We start from the raw sequence: 15,348 nt of genomic DNA on the forward strand, positions 1-15,348 counted from the left end.
TGTATAGTAGATTAGTTATTAGTTTTATTTTCTTGAGTGAATAAGGCAACAAACCCCCCATTGCCTTTCATTGTTATTTTTAGGTCATCAGAAGGCGCCACTTCTTTTCGTGAAAACGTAAACTGAGAGGCCCCGTCTTTAATCATACCCCCATTAAATTTTTCAGCAATAAAGGACAAATCTGCGGTTATTTCTTTAGGGGTTTCCTCCCCGTTTATTCCTGCTACAAACCACTTATTGCCCGATCTGCGGGCAATAACAACATATTCACCGGGAAAACCTTCGATAAAATGCATTTCATCCCATGCCACAGGAATTTGCTTAACAAATTCCTTGACATAAGTTGGTATTTTCTCCATTCCACGTGCAGTTTCGGCATAATGCTGAACACCAGAAGTAAACAGCACAGGCAGCGCCAACTCATGAGCACTTGTAGTTTTACGTTCCACATTAAATAATTCAGTCAAACTCATGGGCGTATAATCCATCGGACTAAAAACATTGCGTGTAAACGGTAGCATAGCATTGTGGTTAGCAGTTTTATCAGCATTTTCCTGCTCAAAAGTGATGAATTCAAATCCCCTAACCGATTCCATAGTCATAAGATTAGGCCATGTTCGGTGCCAGCCACGGGGCAAAGTAGTGCCATGCGTATTAACCAGCAAATTGTGATCAGCCGCATCTTTAAAAATATCGATATAATACTGCATCATCGACTGACCATCACCAGCAAAGAAATCGACCTTAATTCCAGCAATACCCATCTCACGAATTCTGCTAAATTCTTCAACACGATCTTCATGGGTAAGTAATTGACTTTTAGGCGCAAAATCGGTCGTGTTCCAGCTTCCCGATGAATTATACCAGAGAAAAAGTTCAACATTTTTGCTATCGGCGTAGTCAACAAGATCCACCATCTTATCATAGCCAATATTTTGATCCCAGTTCACATCCACCAATGTGTATTTCCAACCCATATCCGCGGCATAATCGATAAAACGTTTTTGATCCTCATAATTAACGGACTCATCCTTGAGTTTAGCCCAACTCCATGAGGCACTTCCCGGTTCAATCCAGGAAGTATCTGCTATTTGAGAGTCATTTGCTAAATCTGTTCCCAATGTAGATTCTGTAATGGTTTTTAAATCACCGATTGCAATGATACGCCAAGGTGTAGTCCACGGAAGCGCAGATTGAGGACCAAGGGCTTTGCCCGGAAATTGTTCTCCCTCCTGCGGAAAGCCAACTTGATAGATCCCTTGAGGAGATTCCGGCTGTAATCGCGTAGCCGGATAGCTACCATTTATACCCGACTCAGAAACCAGCATCCAGGTTTCCCCCGTTTTAAACAGCGCCGGATAGGCCCAGCCTGCACTATCGGGAGCAGATGTTCCCACTTCCACATCTTGTACGTAATATTCTTCGTACGAGGGATTAGTCTCAGCAAAACCGGTATTTACATTTGCCAGCGGTTCGAACCATGCCCGGCTGTTATCCGGGAAATTAAAAGAGGTCTTTTCTTCTGTTATGTGATGGATTTCTTCGCTCGTTCCTGGAAAGTGATAGCGAAACGCCACGCCGTCATCAGAAACACGAAAGGTAATATCCAAAGGGGCCCCGGATTGATGTTGCAAGTGATAAGTTTGCTCTGTTGCTTCGTAAGTAATTTCTTTTTGCTTACCGTGAAGCAATGAATAGGTTTCCGTAACTTCTGCCGGATCCGATACCGATTTCAAGCTCATATTGCGAGAAAAGTCGATATCTTCACGAATCATCCCTAATTGGGATCGACCTAAAACTTCTGCCCCTTGGTGCCAAATAGAATAAGTTGGCTGACCTTCTTCAGTAAGTTCAAATTTGATTTCAATATTTGAATCTGGACTCTGTACTGCTTGATCTCCATTCGTGCAAGAGATCACAACTGAAGTAATAACCAGTAGAAATAAGTATTTACGGCTATAAAATCTTATCACATTCATATTCATTATTAATTATCCGAAACTTTTTTGCCCCAAATTGAGCGTCCGTTAGAAGACAAACCAGCATAGGTTATGGTTGTAACCCGTGGGGAGGCTTCCCAATCCCAGGCATTATCAACATTAAGTTGAGTATCATTGACTGTCAGTGTATTGGACTCTTCATCATACGACCAAGTGCCTTCCAATCCACCTCCCAGCGTATTATCTTCATTAAAAATTACATCATAAGAGCTTTGCATCGTTTGATATTGATATTCCAGATTAATCTCCTCCCAGGTTCCCACAATATCTTCCTTCGTAATATTACTTTCGGGCACATCGGCATAACGTTCTGGTGCAACCACAGGCCAACCTTCTTCTGTCCAGTATATTTCGCGAACGTGTCCCATCATTACAGCATTGGAAGCATTGATACCAGATATATTGGGAGGCAAACGACCCTGTGAGGAATAAAACCACTTCCCGGATTCAGGATCTTGGAATATTGAAGGGTGAGAAATTCCTACCCATCCATAATGCCCGTCAAATTTATACGGATGTGTTACTATTGGCCATGCTTCGGCACCATTAGTTATATTATTTCCATCAATACCATAATAAGGGCCTGTAATATTTTCTGATCTTACTACACGGGTATTATAGGCTACTGATAATTCATCATAAGCCAAGAATAAATAGTAATAACCGGTTTTTTCGTTGTAGATAATTTCCGCGGCTTCGAGAGCTTGCCACCTGTTAGTACTCACATTTCCACGCCCCGCTATTCTTATCCCATAGTCATCCACCTCATTAAGTGCGTACGGCTTACCGGTTTCCGGATCAACTTGAACCGCGGCTATGCCTGAGTGCCATGATCCGTAAATCAACCAATGTTCTCCTTCAGGTGTAGTCACATACGAAGGATCGATGGCATTAAACTTAAAATAAGCACTCCAATCATCCTCTCCATCACGATCATAAGTTTCTTCACCATCAGCAATAGAATGGATAACCATGCCTTTGTCCTCCCAGTTATTGGAAGAAAGATCTTTGGATTCTGCCAATCCTATAAATGCCCGCTCTGTCCACGATGCGCTCGGATCATCTCCTTCAATAGGATTATCAATAATTACGCTGTAATACATTCGAAAAGTATCCTCCACTTTTGTGATATGAGGTGCCCAAAACCCATAATTTGGATTTTCAATGGGAGGCCGCTCCATATCAGCCCGTATATTGTTCAACGAATCTTTTACCCACGAATGTACTTCCGAAAATGCTGCTCCTTGATACTCCCAGTTCACTAAATCTTTTGAACGACGGTATGGGTAGTTCCCATGTCCCTGATGGACATCCCCATACGATGCGTTCGTTTGATACATATAAAAATAGTCCCCATCCTTTACTACCGTGGGATCATGTACATTTGCGAGATTCCACTCGTCGCGATCCGACCATGTAGATCGGGAGGTATAATCATCCGAATAAGTCGGCCCATCAAAAGATTCTGTTTCTTCTTCTGATTCACCATTATCCTCTCCACCATTTTCTACTCCCGTTGAATTATCGCCACATCCTGTCAATAGACTGAGCGAGCATAATCCAATAAGAGCCAATTTAAGAAATTTCATTTTCTTGCACATTTAGTCAATGAATTATCTCAAGTTTCGACGTTCGAATAGGGGTTCGACTTTAATATCCATTCCATACTAATTTAATCGGTTGTTATTTTTCCTTTGATTAACGTGTAGGAGTGAGCCGGAAAAGAATAGGTCACCTTTGAACCATCGGCCTGAATAGAGGATTTTTCTTCGGTCTCTACATTCGTTTCCTCAAAGTTATTTTGCGCTTTCACATCTGGTCCATTCACTTCGTACACTTTAAAACCACCGGTGAATTTTCCTTTCTGAGAAATAATATCAGTGGTAATTGCCTTATCCTTATGTCGGTTTACCACGTTGATAATCACTTCGCCATTATCTTTATATGAGGCCGATACATCTAAGTATGGAACATCACTCTGCTGTGTTTGGGATTCACCCAGGCCAACAAAAAATCGCTCGGTGTCGTAGGTCTCGGAATCCACATACACATCCAGTGCCGTACCATAGGTATGTTCGGAAAAAAGTTGTAGCGGATAATAAATCGTCTGCTTAAACATGTCATTTTCATTGGTGTACATGGGCGCAATCACATTCACTAACTGAGCCATGTTGGCCATCTTGACGATATCAGCATTACGGACAAAAGCATTCAAAAATCCAGCAACAACCAGCGCATCCTCAAGATTATACCGCTCCTCAAGCGCACGTTCACCACTCATCGATTCTCCGGCCCGCGCGCGATACCAGACATTCCATTCATCCCACGCAATTTTGATCGAAGGGCGATCACCGCGATCAGCACGACTCATGATTTCACGAATAAGTCCCTCTACAAGTTCTGTACGCTCTTCGAGCACCAATGGAGTGGACAAAAAGTTATAGTAATTATTATCGGGATTACCGACGTAAATATGCAGCGCGAGGTAATCAACAACATTCTTTAATTCTTCGAGCACTACACGGTTCCAGTGCATAGGATTGGCATCAGGACGAAAGTTAGATGCACCGGCAGCAATCAAACTAATAGCTGGGTCAGTCAGCTGCATCACTTTGGCTGTCTCACGGGCTTTTTTGGCATAATCTTCGGCATTAAGGTGACCAATCTGCCAAAAACCGTCCATCTCATTACCCAAGCTCCAATATTTGATATTCCAGGGTTCTTCGTAACCATGTTTCTTGCGGAGTTCCGCATAATACGGTCCCTCTTCAACATTCGTGTATTCCACCCAGCGTTGGGCTTCAGTCATTGTTCCGGTTCCCATATTCACCGCGAAATAGGGCTTAGCCCCAATTTTATTCGTAAACTGCATAAATTCATTCGTCCCAAACTCATTGCTTTCCAATCGTCCCCAGGCCAACTCCATTCGGGGAACTCGGTCGGAACCCACCCCATCCTGCCAATGATAGTTAGAAACAAAATTACCGCCCGGATAGCGCAACTGTGTTACATTGAGATCTTTCGCCGCCTGAATCACATCTTTACGGAACCCATCCTCATCAGCAAGAGGAGAATCCGGATCATATGCGCCGCTATAAACCGCTCGTCCCAAATGCTCCAGGAAATTACCATAGATTAGAGAATCAACTTCTCCAACAATACGGTCCACATCAATTTTAATACGTGCATTTTGCGCCTTCATCGGCTGTGTCATTACAGCAAAAATAAATAGTCCCAGCCCAGCAACAACTATATAGTTCAACCTTTTCATAATATTTGATCTCTTATTAATATTTGCAGTGGATACAGGTTGTTTATAAGCTGATAAACCTGTCATTCAACCGAATTTTTGTTCAGATTCCAATAGATGGTATAGTAATCGTGGTTTACTTCGTAAAATGGTGCAAGCTGAATCCCAGATGCTTCACCAACACCAGTTAATTCAAACTGTAACGGTTTTTCTTCGGATTTAACCCATTCCTGTACTTCCTCATTTTTTGGATTCAACGTTGGTACATCTACCGTAGGTAAGTCAAAGAATTCGTATTGTTCACTCCCGGCATATTGTCCCTGAATCGGAACTTCTTCACCAACGATACCAGCTAATAAAATAGGTCCATATAAAAATGTAACCTGATCATCACCGCTTAAAGACTCGGTATGTAATTCCATTGGCAGACTTATTGTTAATTCATCACCATTCTTCCATGTTTTTTCAATTCCAATATATCCGGATTGCTCCGATGTTTTTACTTTGTTTCCGTTAACATGAATTTCAACGCCATCTTTAGTCCAATATGGACGGCGGATTTTCATGTTAAATTTTTGGGGTGTCTCGGTGCTAATAGTAAATGAACTCTTCTCTGACTCCGGAAAATCTGTCTCCTGCTGTATCGTCACGCCCTGAGCCTTCCAATCCAATTCCGAGGGAATAAATAAATTCACATAAAGATCATCATTACTATGCATATAAATATAGCGACCGTACTTAGTATGGTTTTCCATCCCACTACCCACACAACACCAAAACGAATCAAAGGGCTTGCTAAATGTCTTATAAAAGCCCGGTTCCATATTAATATAATAGGCAAACATCCCGGTTTGAGGGTCCTGAGAAGCCAGAATATGATTATACAGGGCACGCTCATAGTAATCAGCATATCGAGAGTCTGCTTTCCACTGACTCAAGTGACGCGTGAGCTTAAGCATGTTATAGGTATTGCATGTTTCAGAGCTGGCCTGTGATAATTCTTCCGAAATAATACCTTCTTTAGATCCAAAGTGCTCGTGATCACTATTGCCTCCATTGGCGTAGGTCCGATTATTTACTACTATCTCCCAAAAAAAGGTAGAGATATCTCGCATCTTTTCGTTCCCGGAAACCTCGTAATGACGCGCTGCGCCAATTATTTTGGGGATTTGGGTATTTGCATGTAATCCCTCGAGCTGATCTTGTTTTTTAGCCAACGGATCTTCAATAGCGTAATGTGTAAATCGCTCTGACAGGTTGAGGTATTTCCGGTCATTCGTAATCGCATATAAATCAGCCATTACCTCTTTCATACCACCATGCTCAGTCTGCAACATTTCCTGGAATTGCTCATCAGAAAGATCATTTGCCCACTCAACGGTCCAGTCAGAGAGCTTAATTAGAACATCCAACGCTTGTTGATTTTCGGCATGACGATAGGCATCGCGCAATCCTGCAAAGAGTTTATGCAAATTGTACCACGGAACCCAACTACCGTTGAGCGCAAACGGTTCGGCTTTGATATCACCCGATTGAACTTCATTCAATATTTTTTCTCCATTGGGTACCCCTCCAATATAGTCTGTCGGGTTAGCTTTTTGGACTCGTTCTAATTCATCCACTACATAATTCAATCGATCCCCATAAACCTGACGCCCGGTAGAAGCATATATCATTGACAAGGCCGATAAATAATGACCAAGCGAATGACCATCGAGCCCCTCTCCTATTTCGCCCTGTTTCTCCCAACCGCCATAGCTTTCACCCTTGGGATCCAGCCCAGCTTCTTTCAAATACGGAGCCAATAGCCGGTCAGCCTCAAGTTTTAACAAATATCTTCCATCGAGTTCCATCGCTTTCTTGAAAGGACTATCCAGCAACTGTACATCACCAAGCGAAAAAGTATTCAACTTAACTGGCTCATTACTGTTTTGCCCTTTAGAAACATCAGCACTCACCATAATAATTGCAGCTACAAGTAAAACCCTGAGCCATCGGTACTTTAAAAGCTGATATAAATGAAAATTAAAAAGCATTTCTTTCCCTACCATCTAATTTCGCTCGGCCATTGGTATTTAGTAACACTATCGATGCGATAATCACATAAATTATTTTATCGCATCGATGGTATTACCTTCGGTTAAAAAACTCTGCCGGAGAATTATATCCCCGACAGAACAGTAATTAATTGAATTAATTGTTAGCAGGATTAGGCTCAAGATTTGGATTCACATCAAGTTCACGCTGTGGAATCGGCAAATATTCATCCCCGGTATCCCAACTGTCAAATTCCGAATCACGCTGCCGTAGCTCAGGAACCTTATAGCGAGGACTACTTTCATCAAACCAACCCCAGCGAATCATGTCGTGGATGCGCTGCCCTTCGATTGCAAATTCGAGTGCTCGTTCATGAACAATCTGTTCCCGCATTTCTTCCTGGGTATAACCAGAAAATTCTGCAACCCTGTCAGGCAAATTAGCACGGTCGCGAACCCGTTGCATATACTGCGCCGCCGTAGCCTGATCGTTAAGCTCATTTTGCGCTTCAGCGTACATCAAGTAAATATCAGCAAAACGTAACACTCGGTAATTGATCCCCGACTGTTCTCTTAATTCGGGTTGTGGGAGTCCTTCATTGGTATATTTACGAGGATATATTTCATCCTGTCCATAAGGCCAGGGATCACCGTACACTGTTGTTGAGTTTTCAGATGGTTCATAGGATACGATAGTATCAATCAACCGCGGATCTTTGTTACCACTAACAGTCTGCTCTTTATTAAATTCATCATACAGCCATTGGGTAGGTAAAAAGTCGGAATATCCGTACCCTTCAGCTGCATAAGTATAGGCTTGGGATGAAACTTGCATCCAATTGCTGTTAGGCTCACAGCAATAATTCATATCTGATCCACCGACCTCGTCAGGACTGGCAAACTGCACTTCAAACAGTGACTCTTCGTTATTTTCATTATTGACATTAAAATTATGCCGATAATCATCCACGAGGCTATAAATAGCCATTGGACTGTTTCCATCCATAAGAAGTTCAAATTCGTCAGCAGCATCTTGCCATTGCTCACGGTACAGATAGGCTTTACCTAACATACCGGTTGCAGCACCAGCGGTAGCTCTCCCTACTTGCCCTTGATCAGGACCATCCACGTTTTCATATGATACAGGAAGACGATCTTTGGCAGCACTAAAGTCATCAATGATTTGTTGCCACAAATCTTCTTCGGATGCGGTTGGTTCATTAAACTCTTCCGGTTCCGGAAGCGCATCGGAGATTGGCACTCTATGGAAATTATTGGCCAGATTAAAGTAAGCCAATCCTCTCAAAAAGTGAGCCTGTCCAATTACCCGCTCTTTCAATGCTTCATCAATTTCCATTTCCGGCACATATTCCAAAACTTGATTGGTCCGGTATATAAGAACATAATGTTCACGCCAGACCCACTCAACAGGACCCGACGTTGCCGGAACGTTAAAAGCAGCTGTCTGCCACAAATCGGGCCAGGGTGTATCGGCCTTGAAGCCGTCACTCCGTCCGTCTGTTAAAGCCGGTATCATACGCATATACGTACCGTCCATAATCAAACCGTTATACATGGCATAACTGGCTCTTACCGCATCAGATTCTGTTTCCCAGAATGTTTCAGCAGTGGGCTCATTGGGATTAGTTAAATCCAACTGATCATCGCAACCCATAAACATCACAAGTGCAATTGTTATAAATATTAGTTTCTTCATGGTCTTAGTCATTAAATTTGATATTTGACAATAAAAATCAGTGTGGTTTTAGAATTAGAATCCAATATCGACACCTACGGTTAATGTTCTTGGCACTGGATAGGATCCATTGTTATAGCCAGGCTCAAACACACCGGATGTAAAATCAGGATTGTATCCTTTATAAGCCGTGAATGTGTACACGTTTTGTGCATTTACATAAATCCGGGCATTCCTGATCGACAAATAATCTATCAGGTTCTCTGGGAGGGTATATCCTAATTGCAAGGTATTTATCCGAAGATGAGTACCATCTTGCAACCATCCTGCACGATCAGAATTTCGGTTGTTATTATTCGGATCACCCACAATTCTACGTGGAACATCCGTATTGGTATTTTCCGGTGTCCACCGATCTAACATATCAGTGTGATAGTTCATGTAGTCGCTGGTAGCCATAAGTGTCCGATACATGCGGCTGTGGATCAGATAGTCCCCCATACCCGAGGCAAATATGGTGAAGTCGAAGTTTTTGTATTCCCCGGCAAAGTTCAGCCCATAGTTGATACTCGGTAATCCACTTCCAAGATAGGTTCTGTCCTCATCATTAATTATCCCATCATCGTTTAGATCTTTGAATCTAAGATCTCCTGGAGCGGTTCCTGCATTTTGGAAAGCATGATCATCAATCTCATCCTGAGATTGGAAAATGCCATCTGCTACATATCCATAATGGCGTCCTACCTCACCGCCCACTTCGGTACGTGTTCCGACCCCACTAATGGGTTCGTCATTCCCCCCGAGTGCCAATACTTCATTTCTGAGGGTACTTAGGTTCGCCGTAATTTCAAAGGTAAAATCTCCACGGCTCTTGCGGTAGGTTGCGGAAAATTCCAACCCTGTATTTTGAAGCTCACCGGCATTCACAGTCGGGTCGTTATTAGCTCCTACTGATAAAGGAATGGGTACACCCACTAAAATATCGGAAGTTACACTTTCATAGTATTCAGCAGAAAAGTCAATTGTTCTATCCAAGAAAGAAGCATCAACACCTATATTTTTGGTTGTCTTCGTTTCCCATTTAATACCGGAGTCAGTAATTTGAGTTTGAATACTTCCAATAACCTTAGACCCATCAAAGTTATACACAACACCAGGATTTACCGTGCTGGAATACAAGTAATCGTCAATATTCTGATTACCTAACTTTCCATAACTTGCACGCAACTTGAGTTCAGAAATGAAGTCAGGCAAAGGAATAAACTCTTCGTTATGTAAATTCCATCCTACAGAAGCAGACGGAAAGTTACCGTACCTGTTTTCGGGTGCAAATCGAGATGATCCATCCCGACGAATGGTCGCTGTTAATAGGTACCGGTCATCATAATTATAGTTCAGGCGACTGAAATATGAGGCCAGGGCATTTTCATACTCTTCTCCAGATGCTGTTTTGTTTGAGCCGTTATCAAGCACGGGAAAGTATGGTTGTCCATAAGCCTCCGAATATCCATTTCGCAATACGGATGATCCCTTTTGATAGGTCTGTCCGATAAGAGCGGTTACATCATGGCGATCAGCAAAAACCTTTTCATAAGTTAATGTATTCTCAACAACGGCCGTTGTATAAATATCCTGACCATCATTAAGGCGGGCACTCGTATTGTTAAAGAAGAAACCCATTTCAAATTCAGGAACCCAGTTAAAGTTACGAACATTCGTACGGTCGTAACTTACATTTAACTTATAAGTCAATGCCTGGTCATCCTGATCCAGGATGTTAGCTTGCGCGTATCCTGATGCAAATGAACGATCAACATTGGTAACTCCTTCAAGCAATTGGTTTGTACAAGGCACATTCAACACAATTACATTGTGAACATCTGATTTTGTACCAGCACATCCACCGATATTAGATTCGTCGTATACTTTAAGCGTAGGTACAGCGATATTCAAATCTACAATCATCGGAGGACGCCCACCCGTAAGCACATTGGTATTGTAATTCAATGCTTTTTCATCGGTATGGGTGTAATAAAAATTCTGGCCGAATTCGAATATCCCTTTTTCCATGGTTGTATTAAGCCGAGCCGAATACCGCTTATAATCGGGACCGTGGCCAACTAATGTTCCCCGATCATCCACATAATCAAGCGAAACATTATAAGTGGTATAATCTCCACCGCCAGAAAATTTAAGGGTATGATTCATCCGTTGACCAGTTTTTAGCCCCTCCTCTTGCCAATCTGTATTTACATCATCAACAAAATTTGGATGATTGGGGTCGTTGCCAGGATTTAACGTTTCTCCAGCATTAATTTGGCCTTCGTTGCTTAACATCTGATAATTCTCTCTCTCCGTAACGGGAATATCCTGCCAAATCTCACTTACCCCGAATGTACCACTATAATTTACCTGCAGAGGCGTGTCTTTTGTTCCTGTTTCTGTGGTAATCAGTACAACACCGTTAGCAGCACGAGAACCATAAATAGCAGCAGCAGATGCATCCTTCAATACCTCTATTGAGGCAATATTATTAGGATTAAAATCTCGTATACTCGTCCCAACCGGAACACCATCAATAACATAAAGGGGTTGGCTGTTTCCAAAAGTACCCACTCCACGAATTTGAATATTAGGCGCTGCTCCGGGTTCTCCGTCAGATTTTACCTGTAAACCGGGTACCCTCCCACGCAGCACCCCAGACGGATCTGTAGTACTATACTTTTCAATTTCTTCTGAACTCACCTGAGAAATGGAACCGGTTACATCTTCGCGTTGTTGAGTTCCATAACCCACCACTACAAGATCTTCACCAACAAAAGCCTTGGCTTGTAAAGAAACATTTATTTCCGAGCGTCCCTGTATCGGCACTTCTTGTGACTCATATCCAACATATGAAAAAACCAGTGTATCGGTAGAGGATTCAACTGGTAATTCATACTGTCCGTTAGTATCTGATGTAGTACCTCGAGTGGTCCCCTTCACAAGTATATTTACTGCCGGAAGTGGCTCCGAAGTGCTTGCATCTATCACCATCCCTGAAACTTCATGCTGAGCTAAAGTATCCACCGAAAAAAAGACGATAAATACTGCCAACATTGACACAATTTTAATATGTAAATGTGATTTCATAAATCCCTAATTTGGTTAACATGATAGCGTTAAAAACTGGCCTTACTTCTTAGGTCAGACCAAGAATGTTACGAAGTGTATTTTATACACTTTATATCACCACTCCTATTTTTAACTATTCTCAGAATTAGATGCAACCAAACAGATAAATCTAAAAATAAAGAATGTTTTAAGTGTAAAATTTACAATTATTATAGCTTTTCGATAATCTTATTATTGAATAATATATTACCTAAGAACGTGTAAGAGGACTTTTTTTATAAGAATTGCACAAAAATTAGAACCGCAGTACATGCCGGTTGGTCCTATCTATAATAATGGAACTACAAAAAAATTTTGGGCTATTTAGGTTAAATCTGTTCTTAATTTATTCTTAACACTGTGTTAATCTTTTTTTAATTAATCTGTCAGATCTTCAAATTTCAGCATTTTATCATGCTGATTTTCTTCACTAAAAATAGTTGAAGTAATGATAGTCTGATCTGTCTCATTGATTGCATTTTTACTATCACAGGTTAAGTGTCTTAGACCATTCATTTTCCTAAATTGAAGGGCTTAGATCAGAGCTAATTATTGGAGTGATGGGGCCCGGCGATGGAGCAACAAAACAAGATACTGAAAATGCTTATAAGCTTGATCGGCTAATTACAGAACAAAACTGGGTCTTACTTACCGGCGGGCGAAACGTAGGTGCATTAGACACCCTTTCAAGAAGTGCTAAAAAATTGGACGGTTAATTATCGGCATCCTCCCTCTCGAAAACAAAAACGGGATGTCTTAATTTATAGATATACCTATTTATATCAGGATGAGAGGCACACAAAATCATATCAACATTGCTTTCATCTGATGTGGTCGTCACACGCGGCACAGGTGCCGGAACTACCTCAGAAATGATACTGGCTCTAAAAGCTAATAACCCATAGTTCTAATTAATACATTAAAAAAATCTGAAAAAACTTTTGGATGTGCTGCCTATCCTAAACCCAATTCACGCCTTTTCCACAAGATGCTATTGACCTTATTCGTCCAGTTATTTAGATGATTATCCTTCCAAGTTTGACAAAATCAATAATACTATTATATTAGTACTAACTGATTAAGACTAAAAGGATAATATCTAAATAAATCTATCTACCATGAAAAAGTCACTCACATCTTTGGGCGAAACAGAAATGGAAGTGCTTAATCATGTTTGGGACATGGGTGAAGCTACGGTAAAACAGGTACGTAAACGGATTTTAGAAGACCGGGAAGTAGCGTATACCACCATTATGACCGTCATGAAAAACCTGGCCGACAAAGATCTGCTTAAATATCGTAAAGACGGCGTAACCTATGTCTACAGTCCTGCGCAAAAACCGGAATCCGTGCGCTCTAACATTATCACCAATTTAATGAAAAAGGCTTTTAAAGGTTCTCCCAAAGAATTGGTGCAGGCCCTGGTTAACAGTGATGATTTAACGTCGGAGGACCTTAATGAAATTAAATCTATGATTGATAATATGGAGGATAATCAATAATGGAATTCGTAAACCTATTTCAATCATTTGGCGATCAATTGATCGAGTATTTATGGCTCCCGGTCATTATCTGGACACTGGTAGCTGCACCCGTCGCATGGGCATTATCCAAATATGAATTGCGCAATGCTATCTACCATTACCACATTCGAACCGCTCTTCTGCTGGTTCTTCCCCTGGGTCTTTTGGGAACATACCTCACAGACAAAATAAACAGCAGTACAGAATCGGTTGTGGCAGGAATATCCATCATAATACAAAATCCAATACCAGTTTCAGCCTCAAGCTCTGATCCGTCTATACTAAATGCAATAATGACCCCTCAATTTTTGACCGGTGCTATCAGCCTGATACTTCTTCTTGGTGCTGTATTACTATTGCTAAAGCTAATGTTTGATTTTGCCCAACTCCGGGCAACAGGGAATAAGCTAAACTTTAGCCCCCTTTCGAATGAAAAAGAGCTGTTAAACACTCTACCGGGCAGCAGTGACCAATATAAAAATACGCAAATTGCATATTCCGAAGATACTGCTATCCCCTACACCTTCGGTTGGCTAAATACCAAAATCGTATTACCAACTGATTTGAAACGGAACCCTGAATCACTTGCTATGGCCGTTCAGCACGAGCTGGTTCATATTAAGAATCACGACTTTTTACTTAACAGTTTATTAGTATCAATAAAAAGTCTTTTCTGGTTCCATCCACTGGTTTACTATCTCCATTCATCGCGTGAAGAATACCGCGAAATTTTATGCGACAGCCAAGTTTTAGCTACCAATCAGTTTTCAAAGAAAAAATATGCTTCCCTGCTTTTTGAGCTTGCAAAGCGAGATTGCCATCAACGATTAGCTTTATCTATGGCCGTTAATAAATCGTCATTAAAAAAACGTATCCAAATTATGTCTAACCAAAACCTCACCACTATGAATTTTCGATCCAGCTTTTTAATCACATTATTTGCTGCCGCTCTTTTAACTGTCACTATTTCCTGTACGGATATGGCTGACGATAACATTACAAAAAGTGATGTAGAAAAAACACAGGCACAAATGAGTAACAATTCTTCTGATAACTTCCCTTTATATGTTATCAACGGAGAAGAGTGGGATAGAACGGAAGAAAACAAAAACAAGTTAACTCGCCTTAAGCCAAAGTATATAAAATCTGTTGATGTACTGAAGGGAGAAAAAGCAACAAACAAATATGGTGACAAAGGCAAGAACGGTGTTATTCAAATGAACGTAAATAATCCGGATAAAGCCTTTACTGATCTTAAGGATGAGGCTCTATCGCCGCCTCCTCCACCATCAAAGGCAAATGACGGAAATTATTACGTTGCTGTGGAAGACATGCCGGAATTGGTCGGTGGACTAAGCTCATTACAAAAAATGATCAATTATCCCGAAGAGGCAAGCGAAGCGGGAGCCGAAGGACGTGTAATCGTACAATTCATCATTGACAAAGACGGCAATGTTGAAAATCCAACAATCATTAAGGGGGTTCATGAAAGCTTAGATCAAGAGGCATTGCGTGTTGTCAAACAGGCAGATTTTACCCCCGGCAAAGTTAAAGGCGAACCGGTTCGAGTTCAGTACTCATTACCTATCAGCTTTCAACTTTCAACAGATGATGAGGAATCATAACCCAACATTTTCACAGATGTAAAAAGATTACATTTTTCTGATCGATTAAAAGCGGGACTTCATAG

9 protein-coding genes are annotated in these 15,348 nt (G+C 41.3%); 3 read left to right on the top strand and 6 right to left on the bottom strand.

Annotated features, from left to right (window positions below; genetic code table 11):
* Positions 1-11: 11 nt before the first annotated feature.
* From CK503_RS02095 to CK503_RS02120, 6 genes are all read right to left on the bottom strand, one after another.
* Positions 12-1,979 carry a glycoside hydrolase family 97 protein gene (locus CK503_RS02095; protein WP_095605188.1) on the bottom strand — a complete coding sequence of 656 codons (1,968 nt, stop codon included), beginning with the start codon at positions 1,977-1,979 and terminating at the stop codon, positions 12-14.
* Positions 1,980-1,987: 8 nt separating this feature from the next.
* Entirely contained in the window at positions 1,988-3,589 is a 1,602-nt protein-coding gene (locus CK503_RS02100; RefSeq protein ID WP_095605115.1) for an arabinan endo-1,5-alpha-L-arabinosidase, read from the bottom strand.
* Between the two features lie 83 nt (positions 3,590-3,672).
* A complete protein-coding gene (locus CK503_RS02105) occupies positions 3,673-5,271 on the bottom strand; it encodes an alpha-N-arabinofuranosidase (protein WP_176466183.1) in 1,599 nt (532 codons plus the stop codon).
* Between the two features lie 62 nt (positions 5,272-5,333).
* Complete coding sequence (locus CK503_RS02110) at positions 5,334-7,301, bottom strand: glycoside hydrolase family 127 protein (RefSeq protein WP_095605116.1); 1,968 nt, start codon at positions 7,299-7,301, stop codon at positions 5,334-5,336.
* A 142-nt stretch (positions 7,302-7,443) separates the two neighbouring features.
* A complete protein-coding gene (locus CK503_RS02115) occupies positions 7,444-9,003 on the bottom strand; it encodes a RagB/SusD family nutrient uptake outer membrane protein (protein ID WP_095605117.1) in 1,560 nt (519 codons plus the stop codon).
* 54 nt (positions 9,004-9,057) lie between these two features.
* Positions 9,058-12,114 (bottom strand): SusC/RagA family TonB-linked outer membrane protein, encoded by a 3,057-nt coding sequence (locus tag CK503_RS02120; RefSeq protein WP_095605118.1) that lies wholly within the window; start codon positions 12,112-12,114, stop codon positions 9,058-9,060.
* Positions 12,115-12,692: 578 nt separating this feature from the next.
* Here CK503_RS02120 and CK503_RS16030 point away from each other — a divergent pair.
* The 3 genes from CK503_RS16030 (at position 12,693) to CK503_RS02130 (ending at position 15,283) form a co-directional block, all read left to right on the top strand.
* Complete coding sequence (locus CK503_RS16030; protein ID WP_255233304.1) at positions 12,693-12,851, top strand: SLOG cluster 4 domain-containing protein; 159 nt, start codon at positions 12,693-12,695, stop codon at positions 12,849-12,851.
* Between the two features lie 402 nt (positions 12,852-13,253).
* Complete coding sequence (locus CK503_RS02125) at positions 13,254-13,637, top strand: BlaI/MecI/CopY family transcriptional regulator (RefSeq protein ID WP_095605119.1); 384 nt, start codon at positions 13,254-13,256, stop codon at positions 13,635-13,637.
* Positions 13,637-15,283: a M56 family metallopeptidase gene (locus CK503_RS02130; protein ID WP_095605120.1), complete on the top strand. Its 1,647-nt coding sequence runs from the start codon at positions 13,637-13,639 to the stop codon at positions 15,281-15,283. The genes CK503_RS02125 and CK503_RS02130 overlap by 1 nt, the downstream gene beginning before the upstream one ends.
* Positions 15,284-15,348 lie beyond the last annotated feature (65 nt).

This window comes from Fodinibius salipaludis (assembly GCF_002287075.1).
GTDB classification, from domain to species: Bacteria; Bacteroidota; Rhodothermia; order Balneolales; family Balneolaceae; genus Fodinibius; species Fodinibius salipaludis.

Bases quoted from the DNA above. Each gene is read 5' to 3' on its own strand.
- CK503_RS02095 (WP_095605188.1), bottom strand. From the start codon at position 1,979: ATGAATGTGATAAGATTTTATAGCCGTAAATACTTATTTCTACTGGTT.
- CK503_RS02100 (WP_095605115.1), bottom strand. From the start codon at position 3,589: ATGAAATTTCTTAAATTGGCTCTTATTGGATTATGCTCGCTCAGTCTA.
- CK503_RS02105 (WP_176466183.1), bottom strand. From the start codon at position 5,271: ATGAAAAGGTTGAACTATATAGTTGTTGCTGGGCTGGGACTATTTATT.
- CK503_RS02110 (WP_095605116.1), bottom strand. From the start codon at position 7,301: ATGGTAGGGAAAGAAATGCTTTTTAATTTTCATTTATATCAGCTTTTA.
- CK503_RS02115 (WP_095605117.1), bottom strand. From the start codon at position 9,003: ATGAAGAAACTAATATTTATAACAATTGCACTTGTGATGTTTATGGGT.
- CK503_RS02120 (WP_095605118.1), bottom strand. From the start codon at position 12,114: ATGAAATCACATTTACATATTAAAATTGTGTCAATGTTGGCAGTATTT.
- CK503_RS02125 (WP_095605119.1), top strand. From the start codon at position 13,254: ATGAAAAAGTCACTCACATCTTTGGGCGAAACAGAAATGGAAGTGCTT.
- CK503_RS02130 (WP_095605120.1), top strand. From the start codon at position 13,637: ATGGAATTCGTAAACCTATTTCAATCATTTGGCGATCAATTGATCGAG.